This is a genomic window from Stutzerimonas sp. NM35, assembly GCF_054604355.1.
Genome location: NZ_CM137728.1, coordinates 2,943,443 through 2,963,994 on the forward strand (window position 1 = coordinate 2,943,443; position 20,552 = coordinate 2,963,994).

Sequence of the window (20,552 nt, forward strand, 5' to 3'; positions counted from 1 at the left end):
GTCATGGGTTCCGCTACGGCACATCATTCGCCTCGCACCCGCCGTGGCTGACCGAGGTTGGCGAGACGCACGCTCTGCTCAATCTGCTCGGCCTCGTCCACCGAGTCGATCGGGCCAAGACGAACCCGATGCAACACCTGCTCGCGATGGACCACCGAGCTGACGAATACCGGCGCGCCGGTCATGCCGCTGAGCTTGTCGCGCAGCAACTGGGCGGCATCCGGGTTGGCGAATGCACCGACCTGCAGAAACAGGCCGGATGCGACAGCGCCACCGTCGTTGCCGACTTCCACCGGCAGCGTAGCACCGGCATGCTGCGCCGGTGGCGGCGTGTACTGTTCGACCGGCTGGGCCAGCGTGCTGGCGGCAGGCTTGCTGGCAACCTTCTGCGGCTGGGCCAGGACCATTGGAGGCTGCTGGCCGCGGTCGGCCCACCACTGCACGGGGTCGATGCCCTCGACCTTGACCCGCGCCGTTCCCGACTCGGCGAAGTTCAGCTTTTTCGCCGCAGCGAAGGACAGGTCGATGATGCGATCCGAGTAGAACGGACCGCGATCATTGACCCGCAGCACCACGGTCTTGCCGTTGTCGATATTGGTCACCCGGACATAACTGGGCAGCGGCAAGGTCTTGTGCGCGGCGCTCATGCCGTACAGATCGTACTTCTCGCCATTGGCGGTCGGCTGCCCGTGAAACTTGGTGCCGTACCAGGACGCCGTACCGGTCTCCCGGTAATTGCGCCCATCACCTATCGGATAATAGGTCTTGCCCAGCACCGTATAGGGATTGGCCTTGAACGGGCCGAAATGGGGCGTCGGCACCGCATCGGGAATCGCCGATACATCCACGTCCCACCAGGGTGCGCCATCCTGATGTGGCCGCGAATAGCTTTCCGGACCGCTGATAGCGCCGCCCTTCACCACTGCAGGAGGTGACGAAGGTGGTTTGGAGGAGCAGCCGACGACCAGCGCAATGGCCGTGACCAATCCCAGCAGCCGCATCTGCAGACTAGTCATTGCGCCCCCTTGGCTTCGGCGAGCTGTTCGGCGAGCTGATGCACCGCCATGGCATACATGACGCTGCGGTTGTAGCGCGTGATGACATAGAAGTTCGGCAGGCCGATCCAGTACTCGTCACCCTCGGCCCCCTCCAGGCGGAAGGCGGTCACCGCCGTGTCGTCGGCGATCGTGTCGTCGCTGTGCCAGCCCAGCTCGTGCAGTTCGGCAGCCTTCAGGACCGGCTCCAGACCCGCGGTGATGCCTTCGGCATGGCGCTCGCCCTTTACCGTGGCGCGCGCCACGACCGGCTCGCCGGCTTTCCAGCCGTGCTGCTTGAAATAATTTGCGGCGCTGCCGATGGCATCCGTGGGGTTTTTCCAGATGTCGATGCGACCATCATCATCGAAGTCCACCGCATAGGCGCGGAAGCTGCTCGGCATGAACTGCGGCAGCCCCATGGCACCGGCATACGAGCCGGTAAGCGTCAACGGATCGACCTGTTCTTCACGCGTCAGCAACAGGAACTCCTTGAGTTGCTGGCGAAAGAACGGCTGGCGCGGAGGATAATCGAAGCCCAGCGTGGCCAGTGCATCGATGACCCGGTGGCTGCCGGTATTGCGGCCATAAAAGGTTTCCACACCGATGATCGATACGATCACTTCAGCGGGTACGCCAAAGTCGGCTTCGGCACGCGCCAGCGCGGCTTCGTTCTCGCGCCAGAAATCGACACCCTGGGCCACGCGCGAATCAGTCAGGAAGATGGGCCGGTATTCCTTCCAGGGCTTGACCCGCTCGGCCGGTCGCGAGATGGCGTCGAGAATCCCTTGTTTGCGCTCCGCCTGGGCCAGCAGCTCGACCAGCTGCTCACTGACAAAACCGTAATCCTGGGTCATTTCGCGGACGAACTCGGCGACCTTCTCGCCTTCGTAGTCGGCTGCGTCAACCAGCTGAGTGCCGGCGAGCACACCAAAGAGGCCCACGCCGCAGAGCACACGCGTCAACCGGGTATTACGTAGTGATTTCAAGACATTCACTCTAAACCTGCGCGATCCACTTGCGATGGGTGTGGATCGACATCAAAACCCCGAACCCCGCCAGCAGGGTCACCAATGACGTTCCACCAAAACTGATAAAGGGCAGCGGCACACCCACTACCGGCAGCAGCCCGCTGACCATACCGATGTTGATGAAAACATAAATGAAAAATGTCATGGTCAGCGCACCGGCAAGCAGCTTGCCGAACAGCGTCTGCGCCTGGACCGTGATGATCAGGCCGCGCGCAATCAACAACAGATAGACCAGCAGCAGCAGGCAGACGCCAACCAGGCCGAACTCCTCGGCCAGGACGGCAATGATAAAGTCCGTATGGCTTTCGGGCAAAAAATCCAGATGAGACTGGGTGCCCAGCAGCCAGCCCTTTCCGAACACGCCGCCCGAGCCGATTGCAGCCTTGGACTGGATGATGTTCCAGCCGGTGCCCAGCGGATCGCTTTCCGGGTCGAGAAAGGTCAGTACACGCTGTTTCTGATAGTTGTGCAGGACGAAATACCACATCCCCACGGCAACCGGCACCAGCGCCGCCAGCGCACCGAAAACCCAGCGCCAGCGCAGGCCGGCGATAAACAGCACGAAGGCGCCGGACACCATCACCAGCAATGCAGTGCCCAGATCCGGCTGTTTGAGGATCAGCGCGAAAGGCACCAGGATCAGACACAGACTGATGGCCGTGTGCTTGACGCCGGGCGGCAACGCACGGGTAGACAGATACCAGGCAATCGTCATCGGCATGATGATTTTCATGAATTCCGACGGCTGGAAGCGAATCACGCCGGGGATATTGATCCAGCGGGTCGCGCCCATCGCCGTGTAGCCGAAGAACTCCACCCCGAACAGCAGCGCCACCACCGCCAGATAGCCCAGCGGCACCCAGCGCGCCATGAAGCGTGGCTCGAACTGAGCGATGACCAGCATGGCCGCCAGGCCTATACCAAACGAAGTGGCCTGTTTGATCAGCATCTCCCAGTGCTTGCTGCCGGCCGAATAGAGGATGAACAGGCTGCCTGTCGCCAGCAACAGCAACAGCAACAGCAACACACCATCGATATGCATGCGCTGCAGCAGTGTCGCGCGGCGGCGCATCACATCGGTGGACGAAAGCGTTCGGTCGAAAGTCCCGCTCATGGCTTGCCTGCCTCGGCGCTCAAGGGGAGCGCGTACTCGGCCTTCAGTTGCCCGTATTCATCGAGCAGCCAGGCATCCATCACCTGTTTGGCCACCGGTGCCGCGACGCCGGAGCCCGATTCGCCGTTCTCCACCATCACCGCCACGGCGATCTGCGGATCGTGTACGGGCGCGAAGGCGACGAACAGGGCGTGGTCACGATGGCGTTCGTTGAGCTTGCCACTGTCATAGCGCTCGCCCTGCTTGATCGCCACCACTTGCGCTGTACCGCTCTTGCCGGCAATGCGATACAGCGACATATCACCGACCTTTCTCGCTGTGCCGCGTGCGCCATGCATCACCTGCTCCATGCCATTGATGGCTGCATCCCAGTAGCGCGGATCGCGCAATTCGATATCCGGCAACGGCTGCGGGTCGATCGGCAACTCGCCCTCAATACGCCGCGCCAGATGAGGCCGAATCCACTTGCCCTGGGTAGCCATCAGCGCTGTCGCCTGGGCCAGCTGCAGCGGCGTGGTCTGCATGTAACCCTGACCGATGCCGAGAATCACCGTTTCACCCGGATACCAGGCCTGGCGATAGCGTGCGCGCTTCCAGTCGCGCGAGGGCATCAGGCCGGCGGTTTCCTCGAACATGTCCAGCGATACCCGCTGGCCGATGCCGAAGCGGGTCATGTAGTCATGCATCCGGTCGATGCCCATCTTGTGGGCCATATCGTAAAAGTAGGTGTCGTTGGAACGGGCGATGGCCAGCTCCAGATCGACCCAGCCATCGCCGCCACGGTTCCAGTTGCGATACTTGTGCTTCACGTTCGGCAGCTGGAAGAACCCCGGATCGAACACCTTGCTCTTCTCGGTGACCACACCGGTATCGAGACCGGCCACCGCCATCATCGGCTTGATGGTCGAGCCCGGCGGGTACAGGCCACGCAGTACACGGTTGAACAGCGGGCGGTCGATCGAGTCGCGTAGTTCGCCATAGGCCTTGAAGCTGATGCCGGTAACGAACAGATTGGGGTTGAAGCTCGGCTGGCTGACCATCGCCAGCACCTCGCCGGTGGCCGGCTGCAGGGCTACGACCGCGCCACGACGTCCGCCGAGCGCGGCCTCGGCCGCTTCCTGCAGTTCCAGGTCGAGGGTCAGCGTCAGGTCCTTGCCGGGAATCGGATCGGTGCGCTTGAGCACCCGCAGCACGCGGCCACGGGCGTTGGTCTCGACCTCTTCGTAGCCGACCCGGCCATGCAGCGAGTCCTCGTAGAACTTCTCGACACCGGTCTTGCCGATATGGTGCGTGCCACTGTAATTGACCGAATCGAGCTGTTTGAGCTCGGTCTCGTTGATGCGACCGACATAGCCGACCGAGTGAGCGAAATGCTCTCCCTGCGGATAGTGACGGACCAGCTGCGCCGCGACCTCGACCCCAGGGAGCCGGAACTGATCGACCGCGACACGGGCAATCTGCTCCTCGGACAGTTCGTACATGATCGGCACCGGCTCGAAGGGGCGTCGCCCCTGCAGCACGCGTTTCTCGAACAGCTCGCGCTCCTCGGCGGACAACTGCAGCACCTCGACCACCGTATCCAGCGTCTTGCGCCAGTCACCGGCACGCTCGCGGGTCACGGTAAGGCTGAAGCTGGGACGGTTATCGGCGATGATCCGCCCATCTCTATCGAAGATCAGCCCACGATTGGGCGGAATGGGCTGCACATGAACGCGATTGTTCTCCGACAGCGTCGAGTGATGCTCGTACTGCACCACCTGCAGGTAGTACATCCGCATGATCAGCACAGCGGTCATCACCAGCACCAGCAGCCCGCCCACGATTACCCGTCGACGCACCAGCTGGGCATCCTTTTCGTGGTCTTTCAGGGGAATCGGCTGGGACATCCTGGGCTATTACTGACTTCACTTGTGATAAGGGTGCCCTGACAGCAATGTCCAGGCACGGTAGATCTGCTCGCCGATGAGAATACGCACCAGCGGATGCGGCAGGGTCAGCGGCGACAGCGACCAACGCTGCTCGCTACGCGCGCAGACTTCAGGCGCCAGCCCTTCCGGGCCGCCCACCATCAGGTTGACGTTGCGTGCATCGAGCCGCCAGCGCTCCAGCTCAGCCGCCAGCTGCTCGGTACTCCAGGGCCGCCCCGTCACTTCGAGGGTGACGATGCGTTCGCCCGGCTGAACCCTGGCCAGCATGGCCTCGCCTTCCTGGCGAATCAACCGTGCCACGTCGGCATTCTTGCCGCGTGTGTTGAGGGATATTTCATGCAGTTCCAGCGGCAGTTCGGACGGCAGACGCCGGGCATATTCGTGCCAGCCATCCTCGACCCAGCGCGGCATCTTCGAGCCTACCGCGATCAGCTTGATCCGCACGGCTGGACTATTCCTGTTCGCCCGCGTGCTGTGCGCGGCTCTGCTCGGCGCCCTGCCAGAGACGTTCGAGGTCATAGAACTGGCGCGTCGGCACCTGCATCACGTGCACCACCACGTCGCCCAGATCGAGCAGCGCCCACTCGCCGCCGTCCAGCCCCTCGCTGCCGAGCGGGCGCACGCCCTGCTCCTTGACCTTCTCGAGTACGTTGTCCGCCAGCGACTTCACGTGACGGCTGGAGGTACCGCTGGCGATCACCATGAAATCGGTGACGCTGGTCTTGTCGCGCACATCGATGGTGGTGATGTCGCTGCCTTTCAGGTCTTCCAGGGCGCTCACGACCAGCTGGACCAAAGATTCATTCTGCATAACTTGAAACAACCTCAGTTCGACGCCCGGTAGAGTCCGTGCGCATTGATATAAGCCAGGACGGCGTCGGGCACCAGAAAACGCACCGAGCGGCCACTGGCCAGAAATTGACGGATTCGCGTGGCCGACACCCCGAGAGGCGCCTGCCAGACAAAGGCGATCTGCCCACCGCTGCCGGTCAGCGCCAGCGGATCATTGACGCTGCGCGCCGCCTGCAGATCGCGCAGGGCTTCTGGCGCTTCGCTGTCGGCGTCCGGACGCTGCATGACGAGGATATGGCAGTGTTCGAGCAACTCGTTCCAGCGGTGCCAGCCAGGCAAACCGCAGAAGGCGTCCCAGCCGACGATCAGAAACAGCTGGTCGTCTTCGGCCAGTTCGGCACGCAAGGACTCCAGCGTATCGATGGTGTAGGACGGCTTGTCGCGTTCCAGCTCGCGCGCATCGACCACCAGCAACGGCAGGCCGTCCACCGCCAGGCGCACCATGGCCAGGCGATCCTGCGCCGAGCAACTGGGCGTTTCGCGGTGCGGCGGACGGAAGTTGGGCAACAGTCGAACCTCGTCCAGCCCAAGGTATTCGGCCACCTCCAGCGCCCCGCGCAAATGGCCGATATGCACGGGGTCGAAGGTACCGCCGAGCAGGCCGATGCGCCGTGGTGTGCGAGTCGAATCCATCAAGTACGCACGTGACCGTCGCCGAAGACCAGGTACTTCTCGCTGGTCAGGCCTTCCAGACCAACCGGGCCGCGCGCATGCAGCTTATCGGTGGAGATGCCGATCTCGGCGCCCAGGCCATACTCGAAGCCATCGGCGAAGCGCGTCGAGGCATTGATCATCACTGACGCCGAATCGACCTCGGTGATGAAGCGCCGCGCATCGCTGAAATTCTCGGTGACGATGGCATCGGTATGTTGCGAGCCGTAGCGGTTGATGTGCTCGATGGCTTCATCCAATGAGTCGACCACGCGGATCGACAGGATCGGCGCGTTGTACTCGGTGCTCCAGTCCTCTTCGCTGGCGACCAGCACGGCGTCGCCAAGCAGTTCGCGGGTGCGCGGGCAACCGCGCAATTCAACGCCTTTGTCGCGGTAGATGGCAGCCAGCGGCGGCAGCACGCGCGCTGCAACTGCGTCATGTACCAGCAGGGTTTCCATGGCGTTGCACGGCGCATAGCGCTGGGTCTTGGCGTTGTCGGCGACGCGGATGGCCTTGTCCAGGTCCGCCGCCACATCGATGAAGACATGGCAGATGCCGTCCAGATGCTTGATCACCGGTACCTTGGCGTCACGACTGATGCGCTCGATCAGGCCCTTGCCGCCGCGCGGGACGATGACATCGACAAACTCGGGCATGCTGATCAGTGCACCGACAGCGGCACGGTCGGTGGTTTCCACCACCTGTACCGCGGCTGCCGGCAGCTGGGCCTCGGCCAGGCCCAGCTGGATGCAGCGGGCAATCGCCTGGTTCGAGTGAATAGCCTCGGAGCCGCCGCGCAGGATGGTGGCGTTGCCCGACTTGAGGCACAGGCTGGCCGCGTCGATGGTCACGTTGGGCCGAGACTCGTAGATGATCCCGACCACACCCAGCGGCACGCGCATCCGACCGACCTGGATGCCCGAGGGCAGGTAACGCATGTCGCGGATCTCGCCGATGGGGTCCGGCAGGGTCGCGACCTGGCGCAGGCCTTCGATCATGTCATCGATACGCGCCGGGGTCAGCGCCAGGCGATCGAGCATGGCCTCGTCGAGGCCATTGGCGCGCCCGGCGTCGAGATCCTGCCGGTTGGCGCTGATCAGTTCGTCGCGTGCCGCATCCAGTGCAGCCGCCGCGGCATGCAACGCCCTGTTCTTCTGCGCGGTGGAGGCGCGCGCGAGCACGCGTGACGCCTCGCGCGCGGCGCGACCAAGGCGGGTCATGTAATCGAGTACGGACTCGGTCATTGTCTGGCTGGCCTGAATGAAGGGAAAGCGGCAGATTATAGCCCTCCCGCGCCGCCTGCGCACAGCGAAGCGCTCGAACGGTACCGCACGTTGCGGTCTCGTGCCTCGACAGGCGCTGGCGCTATCATCTCGCGCCTGAAACCAGTCCACTTCCGAGCGGGTCGAAACCCTCCCGACCCAAGGAAAAGCCCCATGCCCGAATGGCTCGCCCCTCTCGCCCGCTGGCTGGCCGATTACCCGCAGTGGCTGGGCCTGATCCTGTTTCTGGCGGCCTGCCTGGAATGCCTGGCGGTGGTCGGCCTGCTGTTACCCGGCACCGTGCTGCTGTTCGCCCTGGCCGCGCTCGCCGGCAGCGGCATCCTGACGCTCGGCGAAACGCTGTTGCTGGGCTTCGTCGGCGGACTGCTCGGCGATCTGCTGTCCTACGCGCTGGGGCGCCGCTATCACCAGAGCATCCGCAGCCTGCGCGGCCTGCGCAACCATCCCGAGTGGCTCGTCCGTGCCGAGTTGTATGTCGCTCGCTACGGCGTCGCCAGCCTGCTCGTGGGGCGTTTCATCGGTCCGCTGCGGCCCATGCTGCCGCTCACCGCAGGCATGCTCGACATGCCTTTCGGACGTTTCCTGCTGGTCAGCCTGGCGGCAGCGGCGGGCTGGTCGATGGCCTATCTGCTCCCAGGCTGGACCGCCGGCGCCGCCGTGCGCCTGCCACTGCCGGAGGGCTTCTGGGGCGAAGCGGGCATCATCCTCGCAGCCCTGTTGCTGCTGGTCGGCGGCGTGACGCATTACAGCCTGCGCCAGTTGCGCTGGGTCAGCCCGCTGGCGGCGCTTTTCGGCACGCTGATCCTGCTGGGCCTGCTCTTCGGCTGGCCACACCTGGTGGAGTTCGATGAAGGCCTGATGACGGTGGTCCAGGGCGAGCGCAGCCCGATCTTCGACCGTTTCATGGTGCTGGTGACGCGTACCGGCGACTACCACACCCAACTCTGGGCTGCCGTCCTGCTGTGCCTGCTGCTGATTCTCGGCAGACAGTGGCGCGCGGCGGCTTTCGCCATCCTCACCCTTCTGGGCACGGCGCTGGCCAACGGCGCACTGAAGGCCGCATTTGCACGGATACGCCCGGAAATACTGCTCGAACCCCTCGACACCTTCAGCTTTCCCAGCGGACACAGTTCGGCGGCCTTCGCCTTCTTTCTCACTCTCGGCGTTCTGGCCGGACGCGACCAGCCACCTCGACTGCGCCTGACCTGGGTGCTGCTGGCGGCCCTGCCCGCCACCGCCATCGCGCTGTCACGGGTCTATCTCGGCGTGCACTGGCCAACCGACGTGATTGCCGGCGCACTGCTGGCGGCGACGGTCTGCGCGGCCAGCCTGAGCATCGTGCAATGGCGCACGCCGCTGGACACGCTGCCCCCCAGGATCTGGTGGCTGATATTGCCGGCCACGCTGGGCCTGATCGGGGCGCTCACGCTGTGGACATTGCCGGAGGGCATGCAGCTGTACCGCTATTGATCGCTCACTGCGCGCCCTCACCCTGCAACTGTTCCAGCCATAGCTGAATGCACTCCAGCTGGCGCAGCGGATCATCCAGACGCAGCAGTTCGAGTTTCTGTTCCGGCTGGAACGGCAGCAGATAGCCCAGCTGATACGCCAGGGATCGCTGCCCCCCAGCCGTCCCACCCATGCCCAGGGCCTCGACCATCGGATGCTGGCCGAGCGCTTCGCGCAGGCTGGCCAGTTCGGCATGCTGCTCGGCCAGCGGCAATTCATCAGGTTCGCTACGCCAATCGACCTCGGCCAGGGCAAGCTGATCAGGCTGAACCTCGCTCGCCCCCACGTCGAAACGCCGACCGCCCTCGACGCGAATGCCCAGCAGGCCATTGGGGCGCTGCTGCCAGTCGCGGATCAGCGCCTCGCAACCGGTCCGGGCAAACGCCTTCGCCGCCGCGCCGACCTCACTGCCCTCGATGATACGCACCACGCCAAAGCCGTGCCCCGCCTTCAGGCAGCGACTGACCATATCCAGATAGCGCGCCTCGAAGATCTGCAGATCGAGCATGCAACCGGGAAACAGCACGGTATCGAGGGGGAACAGCGGCAGCTTCATCAAATCTCCTTATCAGGCCATTGAAAAACGTAGGCGAGGCAGGCAAGACAAGACAAAAACAGGCGAGGAAGCGGAGTTTAGTGGTCTAAATGAGCATTCCGAGCCTGTTTTTAACGCAGTATTGCCAACGCAGGTAGTTTTTCAACGGCCTGTTACAGCCAAAAAATCACGGCCAACGGCAGCAACACCGCCGTCATCACACCCATAAGGCTCATCGCCAGTGCCGCAAACGCGCCGCACTCGTCACCTTCCTGCAACGCCTGGGCGGTGCCCACGGCATGCGCGGTCAGACCCAGCGCCATACCACGCGCCGCAGGATGCTGAACACCAAAGCGGCGCAACAGTTCCGGACCGAAGATCGCTCCGATGATGCCGGTGATCATCACGAACACCGCAGCCAGCGCCACCACCCCGCCGATCTGCTCGGCCACCAGCATGGCGATGGGCGAGGTCACGGACTTGGGCGCCAGCGTCATCAGGATCATCCGCTCGGCACCGAAGGCCCAGGCCAGCGCCATGCCCAGCGCCGTCGCCACGCCGCCCGCTATCAGCAGCGTCAGCATGATCGGACCGAACAATTCGCGAATCCGCCGCAGGTTGAGGTACAGCGGCACCGCCAGGGCTACCGTGGCCGGCCCCAGCAGGACGGTAAGCATCTGCGCGCTGAACCGGTACTCCTCATAACCGATGCCACAGACCAGCAGAGTGCCCACCACCAGCAGCATCGACACCAGCACCGGCTGCAGAAAGACCCAGCGGGTCTTTTCATAGGCGGCGAAGGCCAGCTGGAAGGCCGCCAGGGTGATGGCCACACCGAACAGCGGATGATGAATCACCGCCTCCCAGGCCGCCTGCCACTGCAAGGCAATCATGTGCGCGCCCTCTTGCGCTGCTGGCGGCGGATCAACAGCTGCATCAGCCAGCCGGTAAACACCAGAGACACCACCAGCGACAGCACCAGCACGCCGACAATGGCCCAGAAATCATCGAGAATCGCCTGGGTATAGGCCATCACGCCAACCGCTGGCGGCACCAGCAACAGCGGCAGATAACGCAACAGGCTGCTGGCCGCGAGCTGCAGCGATTCACTCGCGCTACCGCGGATCAGCAACGCCACGAACAGCAGCAGCAAACCGATGATCGGCCCCGGCAGCATCGGCATGAAGAGCACATTGAGTGCGGTGCCGAGCAATTGGAACAGCACCAGCCAGGTCAGCCCGCGTAGCAGCATGGGAGAACCTCCGAAACAGGAAAACGCAAGTATAAGCAGCCCGCCATGATGACGTTCAGCTATCACGCCGCGCAGATCTATGCACCGATATTCGCAGCAGGCATGTCTGGTTGGATTCGACATCATCTGCGTGCTGATCTGGCAGGCAAACAGAACGACAACCCCGGAGGACCTATGCCGCAGGCACGCTGCCCGACGCCAACGAGAGGAATCCCGGCCAGTGGCTGCTCAAGGCCCGTGTCATGATGGAAATCCAAGGCGAGGAAAAACTCGCCTATATTGCCGAGACACTGGCGCTCTGCATCCTCTGAGGCAGAAGGAGAGCCGAGCGATACATTCGGGGCTTGCCCAATGGCAGCAGGCCGGACCACTATCGGAGCGGGAACCGGCCAGCAACGGAGCGACCGACGCGGCCCACACCGACTGATCGCCACAGGAAGCCAAACCATGTATCTGACGCCCCAGCGCATTTTGCTTGCCGGCGCCACCGGCCTTACCGGCGAGCACCTGCTCGATCGCCTGCTCAATGAACCCACCGTCGAAAGCGTCCTGGCGCCCAGTCGCAAGCCGCTGGCCGAACATCCACGCCTGCACAACCCGGTCGGGCCGCTGCAAGCGCTACTGCCGCAGCTGAGCGGCAGCTTCGATACCGCCTTCTGCTGCCTGGGCAGCACGCTCAAGGAAGCCGGCAGCCAGGACGCCTTCCGTGCCGTCGATCATGATCTGGTGGTGAATTTCGCCAGACACGCCCGCGAACTGGGCGTCCGGCATCTTCTGGTCATCAGCTCCCTGGGCGCCAGTGCGGACAGTTCGATCTTCTATTGCCGGGTCAAGGGCGAGATGGAAAACGCCCTGCGCGCCCAGAACTGGCCCCAGCTGACCATCGCCCGCCCCTCGCAACTGCTCGGCCCGCGCATGGAGGTGAGACCGGTGGAACGCCTGACCGCCCCGCTCTCCTATCTGCTACCGGGAAAATACCGGGGTATCTCGGCCTGCACCCTGGCCCGCGCCCTCTGGCGTCTCGCACTGGAAGACGACAAGGGCACACGGGTGGTCGAATCGGACGAATTGAGAAGGCTGGGGCGGTAAAGCGGCTGGACGCTGGACGCTGGACGCTGGACGCTGGACGCTGGACGCTGGACGCTGGACGCTGGACGCTGGACGCTGGACGCTGGACAGCGTGCGGGGCGGCAGCGAAGTATCGTCAAGCTCGTTCTGCTTTTACTTCCAGCTTCAAGCTGCTTCTCGTCCAGCCTTCCAGCCTCAAGCGCTTCTATCGGCTTTTAACCCTTGATGAAATGCTCGCGGTAATGGCGCAATTCCGCGATTGACTCACGAATATCATCCAGCGCCAGGTGCGTGCCGCCCTTCTTGAAGCTCGCGAGCACTTCGGGAGCCCAGCGGGCGGCCAGCTCCTTGAGGGTCGAGACGTCGAGGTTGCGGTAATGGAAATAGGCCTCCAGCGTCGGCATCCGCCGATAGAGGAAGCGCCGATCCTGGCAGATGCTGTTGCCGCAGATCGGTGATTTGCCCTTGGGCACCCATTGCTCGAGAAACGCCAGCGTCTGCGCTTCAGCCTGCTCGGTACTGATCCGGCTCTCGCGCACGCGCTGGGTCAGCCCCGAGCCGCCATGCTGGCGGGTATTCCATTCGTCCATGCCGGCGAGTATCTCATCGCTCTGATGAATGGCGATGACCGGCCCCTCGGCCAGTACATTGAGCTGGCTGTCGGTGACGATGGTGGCCATCTCGATAATGACGTCATGGTCCGGGTCCAGACCGGTCATTTCCAGGTCGATCCAGATCAGGTTCTGCGGGTTGTGCATGGTGGGCTCCTTGAAGGTGGCGTGCAGTCTAACAGCCCATCAGCCGCTCGCATGAGCGCGACGGCCCGGGCGCCAGATCAACAGTCGCGAGTGGCGCCAGTCATCCAGCGGCAGCATCTCCTCGGCCTCGACGCCCGGCACCTCGAAGCTGTTGCTGATCAGCAGCGCATCGACTCGCATCTCGGCGCAGGCCTTGTCCCACAGGGCCGGCATCGGCGCCGGGGAAAGAAAGCAATAGACCACATCGTATCGATCCAGCGGCTCACGCCAGAAGCTGCGCAAATACACGCGACAATTGGGCTGCAGCAGGCAGCGCAGGCGGCACAGGACAAAAGCCAGCGGGGCGGTTTCGACCCCGACGAAATGCCCATGCGGATAAGCCTTGGCCAGCCGCAGCAGCGTACCGCCAAGACCACTGCCCAGGTCAATGAAGCGAAACCCCTGAGGCAGCAGGGCCAGCCGCCGGCTCAACTGCTGCTCGGCGGCGGAGCCGGTGAGGTAAAGCGGGACGCGCTCGAACAGCGCATTCCAGTTCAGCAGCAGCAATACGACGAAACCGGACAACAGCAGCCAGGGCGGCAGCGAATGATCCTGCAGCAGCACCAGAGCCGGCACGAAGCAGAGATTGATCGGCAGCCACCAACGCGACAGGCCGCACAGCTGTCCGATCAAAGCGGCCAGCACACCCTGTACGCAGGCCGCCACCAGCAGACTGACCGGCCATGCCGCCAGTCGCGCAAGCAGCAACAGCAGCAGCCAGGTGACCAGCAACCCCGCAAGCTGGCTGACCAGGGCCAGCAACGCAGGAAACCTCGTGAACGAAAAGGCGGGCATGGGCATTCGTACCAGCACGGGAAGCCGCCGAGTCTAGCGGGCCAGGAGCGCCACATACAGTCCCGCGGCGCTCAATTCCTGCATGCTAGAATCGCCCGATCTTCCAGCCTGGACACCACGCAAATGGCCAAACGCCAACTCAACCGCCGGCAAAACTGGCGCATCGAGAAAATCCAGGAAGAGCGCGCCGCGCGAGCAGCCCGCCGGGAATCGCGCGTGGTCGAAGAGCTGGAGGGCGGCGATCTGGGACCGGAGCAGACCGGCCTGGTCATCGCTCACTTCGGCGTGCAGGTCGAAGTCGAGGCACAGGATGGTGAGCAGCGCGGGCAGGTTTTTCGCTGTCATCTGCGCGCCAATCTGCCGGCGCTGGTAACCGGCGACCAGGTCGTCTGGCGTCCCGGCAATCAGGGCATCGGCGTCATCGTCGCGCAGCTGCCGCGCCATTCCGAACTGTGCCGCCCCGACAGCCGCGGCCAGCTCAAGCCGGTGGCGGCCAATGTCGACCTTATCGTGATCGTCTTCGCTCCGCTGCCGGAGCCGCATGCCAACCTCATCGACCGCTATCTGATCGCTGCCGAGCACGCCGGCATCACGCCTCTGCTGCTGCTGAACAAGGCGGACCTGATCGATGCACAGAATGAAGCGGCGCTCGAGGCGCTGCTTTCGGTGTATCGCACCCTGGGCTATCCGCTACTGGAAGTCTCGGCCCATGAGGGCGCCGGCATGGACGCGCTCAGGGCGCGCCTCGACGGCCACGTCAGCGTGTTCGTCGGGCAATCCGGGGTCGGCAAGTCGTCTCTGGTGAACAGCCTGCTGCCTGGCGTCGACACCCGCGTCGGGCCGCTGTCGGAGCTGACCGGCAAGGGCACCCATACAACCACCACCGCACGGCTGTTCCACTTCCCTGGTGGCGGCGAGCTGATCGACTCTCCCGGCATCCGCGAGTTCGGCCTCGGACACGTCAGCCGAGCCGATGTGGAAGCGGGCTTCATCGAGTTCCAGGACCTGCTGGGACATTGCCGTTTCCGCGACTGCAAGCACGACCGCGAACCCGGCTGCGCCCTGCTCAAGGCCCTCGACGAAGGCCGCATCCGGCCACAGCGCATGGCCAGCTATCGGTACATTCTCAGCGGGCTGGCGGAATGAACATGCTTGAGGCTTGAGCTGCTTTTCAATCCGCTCGTCGGGTCGGTGAAGCGTGACCCGACCTGCGACAGCACGGTGTCACGTTTTTCGTAGGTCGGATTAGCCAAAGGCGTAATCCGACGACCCGAAGCATAATCCGACGGAAAAAAGCACGAGCCAACGAGCAAGACCAGCGCCTGCCAGCCTGCTCACCGGGCCTGTGAAGCGTGCCCCGATCTACTCCTCGAAGTTCAGCACCCCTTCCTCGAAGATATTCAACCGTTCACGCAGCTGGGTCGGCTGCAGCGGTTCGGAGGGCGATGCGGCTTCGCTCGAACCTTCCGTCGCAGGCGTGCCCTGCTCGGACTGTTCTCCTTCGATGCTGCGCTGCGCCTTCTTGGTCAGAACCAGCATGTCGATGCGTCTATTGATCGGGTTGAACGGGTCTTCGCGGTCGTACAGCGCCGAGGATGCATAACCCACCACTCGGGCGATCTGTTCCTCCGGATAGCTGCCAGCGACCAGCGTGCGCCGGGCGGCGTTGGCGCGGCTGGCCGACAGTTCCCAGTTACCGAAGTCACGGTTGCCGACGTAGGGTTTGGCGTCGGTATGCCCGCTGATGCTGATCTTGTTCGGAATCGCGCGGATGGTATCGGCCATGGCCAGCAGAATGTCTTCGAAGTACGGCTGCAGCTGGGCGCTGCCCAGGGCGAACATCGGTCGATTCGCCGCATCCACGATCTGGATACGCAAGCCGTCCTGGGTGATCTCGAACAGGATCTGATCCTTGAAGCGGGTCAGGTCGGGATTTTCCTCGATCTTGTTCTGCAACTCCTGCAGCACGATATTCAGGCGTTCGCGCTCCATCTGTTCGGAGAGCCCCTCCAGTTGATCGTCATCGAGCGACGAGGGCTTCTGCTCGATGGCTGGGTCCGGCTGGTCGTTGAGGGTCCGGTCCGGTGCCGGTGTGGGCGTACCGCCCAGATCGATGACGAAAGGACTTGCGCTCTCGGTGAAGCCGATGGGGTCCTGGAAGTAACCGGAAATGGCGCGTTTCTGCTCCGGCGTGGCCGATGACATCAGCCACATCACCAGAAAGAACGCCATCATTGCGGTCGCAAAGTCGGCAAAGGCAATCTTCCAGGCGCCGCCATGGTGGCCAGCGGCGGTCTTCTTGACCCGCTTGACGATAATTGGCTGGTTATTGTCCATCGCGCGTCAGTTACCGCGCATGGCTTGTTCGAGCTCCATGAAGCTCGGTCGATGAGCAGGCAGCAGCACCTTGCGCCCGAACTCCACCGCCAGGGTGGGCGGCATACCGGAAGCGGAAGCAACCAGCGTGGCCTTGATGCCCTCGTACAGATTCAATTCTTCCTTGGCATCGTGCTCGAGCGCCGCCGCCAGCGGGCCGAAAAAGCCATAGGAGGCGAGAATCCCGAGGAAGGTACCGACCAGAGCGGAACCCACCTTGTAGCCGATCATGGCGTTGTCGGCCTCGGCGAGAATCGACATGGTGATCACGATGCCCAGCACGGCGGCGACAATACCCATCGCCGGCAGGCCGTCAGCGACTCGGGCCACGGCGTGGGATGGGTGCTCCAGCTCTTCCTTGAGGCTGGCCAGCTCCATGTCGAACAGGCCTTCCAGCTCATGCGGAGCCATATTGCCGGACGACATGATGCGCAGGTAATCGCAGACGAACTCGGTCATTCTCGCGTCCTTGAGAATGGCCGGATACTTGCTGAAAATCGGGCTGGCCGCAGGCTCCTCGAGATCCGCCTCGATGGCCATCATGCCCTCGCGACGGCTCTTGTTGAGGATTTCGTAAAGCAGGCTCAACACTTCCAGGTAATACTTCTGGCTGAACCTGGAGCCGAACATCTGCAGCGATTTCTTGAAAACGATTTTGCTGGTACTGCCAGGATTGGCCTGGAGAAAACCGCCAAGCGCCGCGCCGCCGATGATCAGCACTTCAAAGGGATGAATGAGCGCGCCGATCTTGCCGCCAGACAGCACGAAACCACCGAATACGCTGGCGAAGACTACGATGATGCCGAGAATTTTTACCATAAAGAGATACGTCTAGAGCCTTGACACAGAGGCACCCGAATACGGACCGCGCCACTTTCGCGCACTCGAACTTGGGACCACAGGCGGGAGCATGAAAAGAATTATTCGGGTTATCGGAACTTTTGCGCCAGACTAAAGGTCGTCCCGACGAAAAGCCAGTTCGGTAGCAAAATGACCACAAATTTATTTCCGCGCACGCTTGCGGCCTGGATCAAGGCCCTGGATGCCATCGTGCTGCCTGCTTTTGCCGACGTCCATGCCAGCGTTCAGCAGGCCTTGCGCGACAGCAGCCTGTCCATGGGCCAGATTGCCGAGCTGATCCAGCAAAGCCCGGTGATGGCGCTCACGGTCATTCGTGACGCCAATCGTCACGCCGCCAGCCCTGCGGAAAGCCTGGAGGTGGCGCTCAGCCGTATCGGCCTGAAACGTGCCGAAGCCCTGTTCGCGCTCATTCCACCGGTTCATGCCCAGGATATCTGCCCTGCCCTGCGGCAAGTCATCCTGATCAGTCGCCACGCCAGCCAACAGGCCAACGGCCTGTTCGCCGCACGCCTGGCGCGCCTCTGGCAAGAAATCCACTGGAGCAGCCTGCTGTTTCTCTCCCCTGCATGGACACTGGTCGCGGCCTATCCGCAGCTTCTGGATATCTGGGAGCAGCGCGTGCTGGTCAGGCGTGAGCCGGTAGCACGGGTCGAACAGGACATACTGGGCGTGTCGCTGCCGGAACTCTGTGCAAGCCTGGCCAGCCATTGGGGGCTGCCCGAGTGGATCGCCCAGGGCTACCGGATACTCAATGGCAACCGCCGCATGCTGATCAGGGCGCTGCACATTGCCCGCGACAATGAACACCCCCTGCACCAGCAGCAAATGCTCGATGCCGATCCGCAACTGCGCCGCTGGCTCACACTGCCGAGCAATACCATTCTGCTCGCCAATGGCCTGGCCCTGTCGGCGCATCATAGCTGGAGCGACACGCACTCTCTGCGCTGGCAGCGTCTTACCGGACTTTACTTGCAGGTGCCGCTGAATGAATTGCAACAGATGGTTCATCAGCAAGCCGTCAACAGCGCCAGAGAAACAGGCCCCACCGACCTCTGGCATCCCGCCCAGGCGCTGCTATGGCCCGCCGGGAGCCGCTTCCAGCTGGCCAGAACGCCTGGCTTGCCCAGCGGCGAAAGCCTGGCGGCATGGCGCGAGCATTGCCGCGAACTGCTGAGCGAGCGTTGCCCTTACGACAATGTCCTGCAACTGACCGCAACCGCCTGCAAGGCCCTGACCTGTACCGGGATGCAGCGCGTACTGCTGATGCTCGTCGACCGCAAGCAACAGCGCCTGATCGCCCAGCAGGCCAGCGGTCTTGCGCCATCGGCGACTCGCCTGGTTCTGGAGCCCGAACAAAGCCAGGTATTGCGCAGACTGCTGGAGAAGCCGGCGCTGCTGCGCCTGAAGCCCGATAACGTGGCGCAGTTTTCGGCCATGCTGCCGGGGGCGCTGAAGACGCTGTTCCACAGCTCGCACCTGCTGCTGCGCTCGATTGGTCATGACGACCGCGTCGTCATGCTGGTGGTGGCCGACCAGGGCAACAGCGAATTCAGTGAAACGAGCCTGCAGGCATTCGGTAAAACCGTGCAATGCATCGAGCGCGCCCTGGCGACGTTCAGCAAGCGCGGGCGCTGAGCTTTTTCGCTAGACTTCGCCCTTCCAGCCCGATCGAGACTTGCCGTGTCCGTCTTCACTCCACTGCCCCTGGTTATCGAACCTGCCGAACTGGCCGAGCGCCTGGGGGCTCCCGAGCTGATCCTCGTCGATCTGACCAGCCCGTCGCGCTACGCCGCGGGCCATCTGCCCGGCGCCCGCTTCGTCGATCCCAAGTCGACCCAGCTCGGCCAGCCGCCAGCGCCGGGGCTGTTGCCGGAAAAAGCCCGCCTGGAAGCCCTGTTCGGCGCACTGGGCCACCACCCGGACGCCGTTTATGTGGTGTACGACGACGAGGGCGGTGGCTGGGCCGGACGCTTCATCTGGCTGCTGGATGTCATCGGTCATCATCGCTACCACTACCTCAACGGTGGCCTGCACGCCTGGCTGGCCGAGCAGCGTGACCTGTCCCAGGACGTGCCCGCGGCCATCGACGCGCGCGCAAGCCTTGCGCTCGATGACGCCCCCAGCGCAACCCGCGACTATATCGAAAGCCGTCTCGGTGCCGATGACCTGGTCATCTGGGATGCCCGCTCGCCGCAGGAGTACCGTGGCGAAAAGGCCCTGGCGGCGCGCGCCGGCCATATTCCCGGCGCAGTCAATTTCGAATGGACCGCCGCCATGGACCCGGCCCGCGCCCTGCGCATCCGCGAGGACATTGCCGAACAGCTGCAGGCACTCGGCATCAGCCCTGACAAGGAAATCATCACCCACTGCCAGACGCATCATCGCTCCGGCTTCACCTACCTGCTGGCCAAGGCCCTGGGCTATCCGCGCGTCAAGGGTTATGCCGGCTCCTGGGGCGAATGGGGCAACCTGCCCGATACGCCGATCCAGCAATGAAAAGGTCATCCATGAAAGATCGCTTGTTCGTTCTCAGTCAGTACCTGCTGCCGCACCACCTGATCTCGCGCCTGGCCGGCTGCCTCGCCGAATGCCGCCTGCCCTGGGTGAAGAACACCTTCATCAAGTGGTTCATCCGTCATTTCAAGGTAGACATGCACGAGGCGCAGATCGAGGAACCGACTGCCTACGAGCACTTCAACGCCTTCTTCACCCGCGCCCTGAAAGACGGCGCCCGCCCGCTGGACCCGACCCCCGGCGCGATCCTCAACCCCTGCGACGGCGCCATCAGCCAGCTCGGCAGAATCGACCAGGGCCGCATCTTCCAGGCCAAGGGCCACAGCTACAGCGTGATGGAGCTGCTCGGCGGCGACCACGAACGTGCCGCGCCCTTCATGGGTGGTGATTTCGCCACCGTGTATCTGTCGCCCAAGGATTATCACCGCGTACACATGCCGCTGGCCGGCACCCTGCGTGAAATGGTCTATGTGCCTGGGCGCATCTTCTCGGTGAACACCGTGACCGCCGAGGGCGTACCGGAGCTGTTCGCCCGCAACGAGCGCGTGGTCTGCCTGTTCGATACCGAACGCGGGCCGATGGCCATGGTGCTGGTTGGCGCAATGATCGTCGCCAGCATCGAGACCGTCTGGGCCGGGCTGGTCACACCGCCCAAGCGCAGCCTCAGGACCACCCGCTACGATGAGGCGGCACGCGCGCCCATTCACCTGGAAAAAGGCGCCGAGATGGGCCGCTTCAAACTCGGCTCGACCGTCATCCTGCTGTTCGGGCCGGAGCAGGTGCGCTGGGCCGAAGAACTGACCGCCCTGACCCCGGTCTGCATGGGCGAAAGCCTGGGCCAGAGCAAACCGGTGGCGCCGGCTGTTGCGGTGGAAATCGATCAGGCGCCCTGAGAACCTGTTCAAAGTCTGCTGCGCGTCGGCACTGCTGCGTTAAAAACAGGCTCGGA

General features: G+C 63.5%; 21 protein-coding genes and 1 pseudogene. 7 read left to right on the forward strand and 15 right to left on the reverse strand.

Going from position 1 to position 20,552, the window contains the following annotated elements:
- Positions 1-23: 23 nt before the first annotated feature.
- From ACYCFC_RS13750 to ACYCFC_RS13785, 8 genes are read right to left on the reverse strand one after another with little or no spacing between them, the layout of a single operon-like run.
- Positions 24-1,016, reverse strand: coding sequence for a septal ring lytic transglycosylase RlpA family protein (locus ACYCFC_RS13750; RefSeq protein WP_459651943.1), 993 nt, complete (start codon positions 1,014-1,016; stop codon positions 24-26).
- The gene (gene mltB, locus ACYCFC_RS13755; protein WP_459653996.1) at positions 1,013-1,990 is read right to left on the reverse strand and encodes a lytic murein transglycosylase B; all 978 of its coding nucleotides are present in this window, start codon (positions 1,988-1,990) and stop codon (positions 1,013-1,015) included. Before mltB ends, ACYCFC_RS13750 begins: the two co-directional genes overlap by 4 nt.
- Before the next feature lie 43 nt (positions 1,991-2,033).
- A complete protein-coding gene (rodA, locus tag ACYCFC_RS13760; RefSeq protein WP_459651944.1) occupies positions 2,034-3,179 on the reverse strand; it encodes a rod shape-determining protein RodA in 1,146 nt (381 codons plus the stop codon).
- Positions 3,176-5,065: a penicillin-binding protein 2 gene (gene mrdA, locus ACYCFC_RS13765; protein WP_181086597.1), complete on the reverse strand. Its 1,890-nt coding sequence runs from the start codon at positions 5,063-5,065 to the stop codon at positions 3,176-3,178. The genes rodA and mrdA overlap by 4 nt, the downstream gene beginning before the upstream one ends.
- Positions 5,066-5,083: 18 nt before the next feature.
- Positions 5,084-5,551, reverse strand: a complete 468-nt coding sequence (gene rlmH / locus ACYCFC_RS13770; RefSeq protein WP_181086596.1) for a 23S rRNA (pseudouridine(1915)-N(3))-methyltransferase RlmH — start codon at positions 5,549-5,551, stop codon at positions 5,084-5,086.
- A 7-nt stretch (positions 5,552-5,558) separates the two neighbouring features.
- On the reverse strand, positions 5,559-5,918 hold the full coding sequence (gene rsfS / locus ACYCFC_RS13775) for a ribosome silencing factor (protein ID WP_459651945.1): 360 nt from the start codon (positions 5,916-5,918) through the stop codon (positions 5,559-5,561).
- A 14-nt stretch (positions 5,919-5,932) separates the two neighbouring features.
- Positions 5,933-6,592 carry a nicotinate-nucleotide adenylyltransferase gene (gene nadD / locus ACYCFC_RS13780; protein ID WP_459651946.1) on the reverse strand — a complete coding sequence of 220 codons (660 nt, stop codon included), beginning with the start codon at positions 6,590-6,592 and terminating at the stop codon, positions 5,933-5,935.
- On the reverse strand, positions 6,592-7,857 hold the full coding sequence (locus ACYCFC_RS13785) for a glutamate-5-semialdehyde dehydrogenase (protein WP_181086593.1): 1,266 nt from the start codon (positions 7,855-7,857) through the stop codon (positions 6,592-6,594). Before ACYCFC_RS13785 ends, nadD begins: the two co-directional genes overlap by 1 nt.
- A gap of 192 nt (positions 7,858-8,049) precedes the next feature.
- Here ACYCFC_RS13785 and ACYCFC_RS13790 point away from each other — a divergent pair, with 192 nt between their 5' ends.
- Complete coding sequence (locus tag ACYCFC_RS13790) at positions 8,050-9,366, forward strand: bifunctional DedA family/phosphatase PAP2 family protein (protein ID WP_459651947.1); 1,317 nt, start codon at positions 8,050-8,052, stop codon at positions 9,364-9,366.
- Positions 9,367-9,370: 4 nt separating this feature from the next.
- On the opposite strand, the gene ACYCFC_RS13795 is transcribed toward ACYCFC_RS13790, so the two are convergent.
- The 3 genes from ACYCFC_RS13795 to ACYCFC_RS13805 form a co-directional block, all read right to left on the reverse strand.
- Positions 9,371-9,961, reverse strand: a complete 591-nt coding sequence (locus ACYCFC_RS13795) for an LON peptidase substrate-binding domain-containing protein (RefSeq protein ID WP_459651948.1) — start codon at positions 9,959-9,961, stop codon at positions 9,371-9,373.
- A 152-nt stretch (positions 9,962-10,113) separates the two neighbouring features.
- Complete coding sequence (locus ACYCFC_RS13800; protein WP_459653997.1) at positions 10,114-10,824, reverse strand: LrgB family protein; 711 nt, start codon at positions 10,822-10,824, stop codon at positions 10,114-10,116.
- Between the two features lie 5 nt (positions 10,825-10,829).
- On the reverse strand, positions 10,830-11,192 hold the full coding sequence (locus tag ACYCFC_RS13805) for a CidA/LrgA family protein (RefSeq protein ID WP_181086589.1): 363 nt from the start codon (positions 11,190-11,192) through the stop codon (positions 10,830-10,832).
- A gap of 185 nt (positions 11,193-11,377) precedes the next feature.
- Between ACYCFC_RS13805 and ACYCFC_RS13810 the strand changes: the two are divergent.
- Both ACYCFC_RS13810 and ACYCFC_RS13815 read left to right on the forward strand, forming a co-directional pair.
- Positions 11,378-11,503: pseudogene (locus ACYCFC_RS13810) on the forward strand (MaoC family dehydratase); the annotation flags it as partial.
- 136 nt (positions 11,504-11,639) lie between these two features.
- Entirely contained in the window at positions 11,640-12,281 is a 642-nt protein-coding gene (locus ACYCFC_RS13815; RefSeq protein WP_459651949.1) for an oxidoreductase, read from the forward strand.
- 194 nt (positions 12,282-12,475) lie between these two features.
- Here the strand turns inward: ACYCFC_RS13815 and orn are convergent, their stop codons facing one another.
- On the reverse strand, positions 12,476-13,018 hold the full coding sequence (gene orn / locus ACYCFC_RS13820; protein WP_181086587.1) for an oligoribonuclease: 543 nt from the start codon (positions 13,016-13,018) through the stop codon (positions 12,476-12,478).
- 39 nt (positions 13,019-13,057) lie between these two features.
- Positions 13,058-13,852, reverse strand: a complete 795-nt coding sequence (locus tag ACYCFC_RS13825; RefSeq protein ID WP_459651950.1) for a class I SAM-dependent methyltransferase — start codon at positions 13,850-13,852, stop codon at positions 13,058-13,060.
- Between the two features lie 123 nt (positions 13,853-13,975).
- Here ACYCFC_RS13825 and rsgA point away from each other — a divergent pair, with 123 nt between their 5' ends.
- On the forward strand, positions 13,976-14,998 hold the full coding sequence (gene rsgA, locus ACYCFC_RS13830) for a small ribosomal subunit biogenesis GTPase RsgA (protein ID WP_459651951.1): 1,023 nt from the start codon (positions 13,976-13,978) through the stop codon (positions 14,996-14,998).
- A 216-nt stretch (positions 14,999-15,214) separates the two neighbouring features.
- Here rsgA and motB read toward each other — a convergent pair whose 3' ends face one another.
- Both motB and motA read right to left on the reverse strand, forming a co-directional pair.
- The gene (motB, locus tag ACYCFC_RS13835) at positions 15,215-16,189 is read right to left on the reverse strand and encodes a flagellar motor protein MotB (RefSeq protein WP_459651952.1); all 975 of its coding nucleotides are present in this window, start codon (positions 16,187-16,189) and stop codon (positions 15,215-15,217) included.
- A 6-nt stretch (positions 16,190-16,195) separates the two neighbouring features.
- Positions 16,196-17,047 (reverse strand): flagellar motor stator protein MotA, encoded by an 852-nt coding sequence (motA, locus tag ACYCFC_RS13840; protein ID WP_181086583.1) that lies wholly within the window; start codon positions 17,045-17,047, stop codon positions 16,196-16,198.
- A 171-nt stretch (positions 17,048-17,218) separates the two neighbouring features.
- On the opposite strand from motA, the gene ACYCFC_RS13845 reads away from it, so the two are divergent.
- The 3 genes from ACYCFC_RS13845 to asd are packed head-to-tail and all read left to right on the forward strand — an operon-like array spanning position 17,219 to position 20,496.
- The gene (locus tag ACYCFC_RS13845) at positions 17,219-18,724 is read left to right on the forward strand and encodes an HDOD domain-containing protein (RefSeq protein ID WP_459651953.1); all 1,506 of its coding nucleotides are present in this window, start codon (positions 17,219-17,221) and stop codon (positions 18,722-18,724) included.
- A 45-nt stretch (positions 18,725-18,769) separates the two neighbouring features.
- The gene (locus ACYCFC_RS13850) at positions 18,770-19,585 is read left to right on the forward strand and encodes a rhodanese-like domain-containing protein (protein ID WP_459651954.1); all 816 of its coding nucleotides are present in this window, start codon (positions 18,770-18,772) and stop codon (positions 19,583-19,585) included.
- An 11-nt stretch (positions 19,586-19,596) separates the two neighbouring features.
- Positions 19,597-20,496: an archaetidylserine decarboxylase gene (gene asd / locus ACYCFC_RS13855; protein ID WP_459651955.1), complete on the forward strand. Its 900-nt coding sequence runs from the start codon at positions 19,597-19,599 to the stop codon at positions 20,494-20,496.
- Positions 20,497-20,552: the final 56 nt, after the last annotated feature.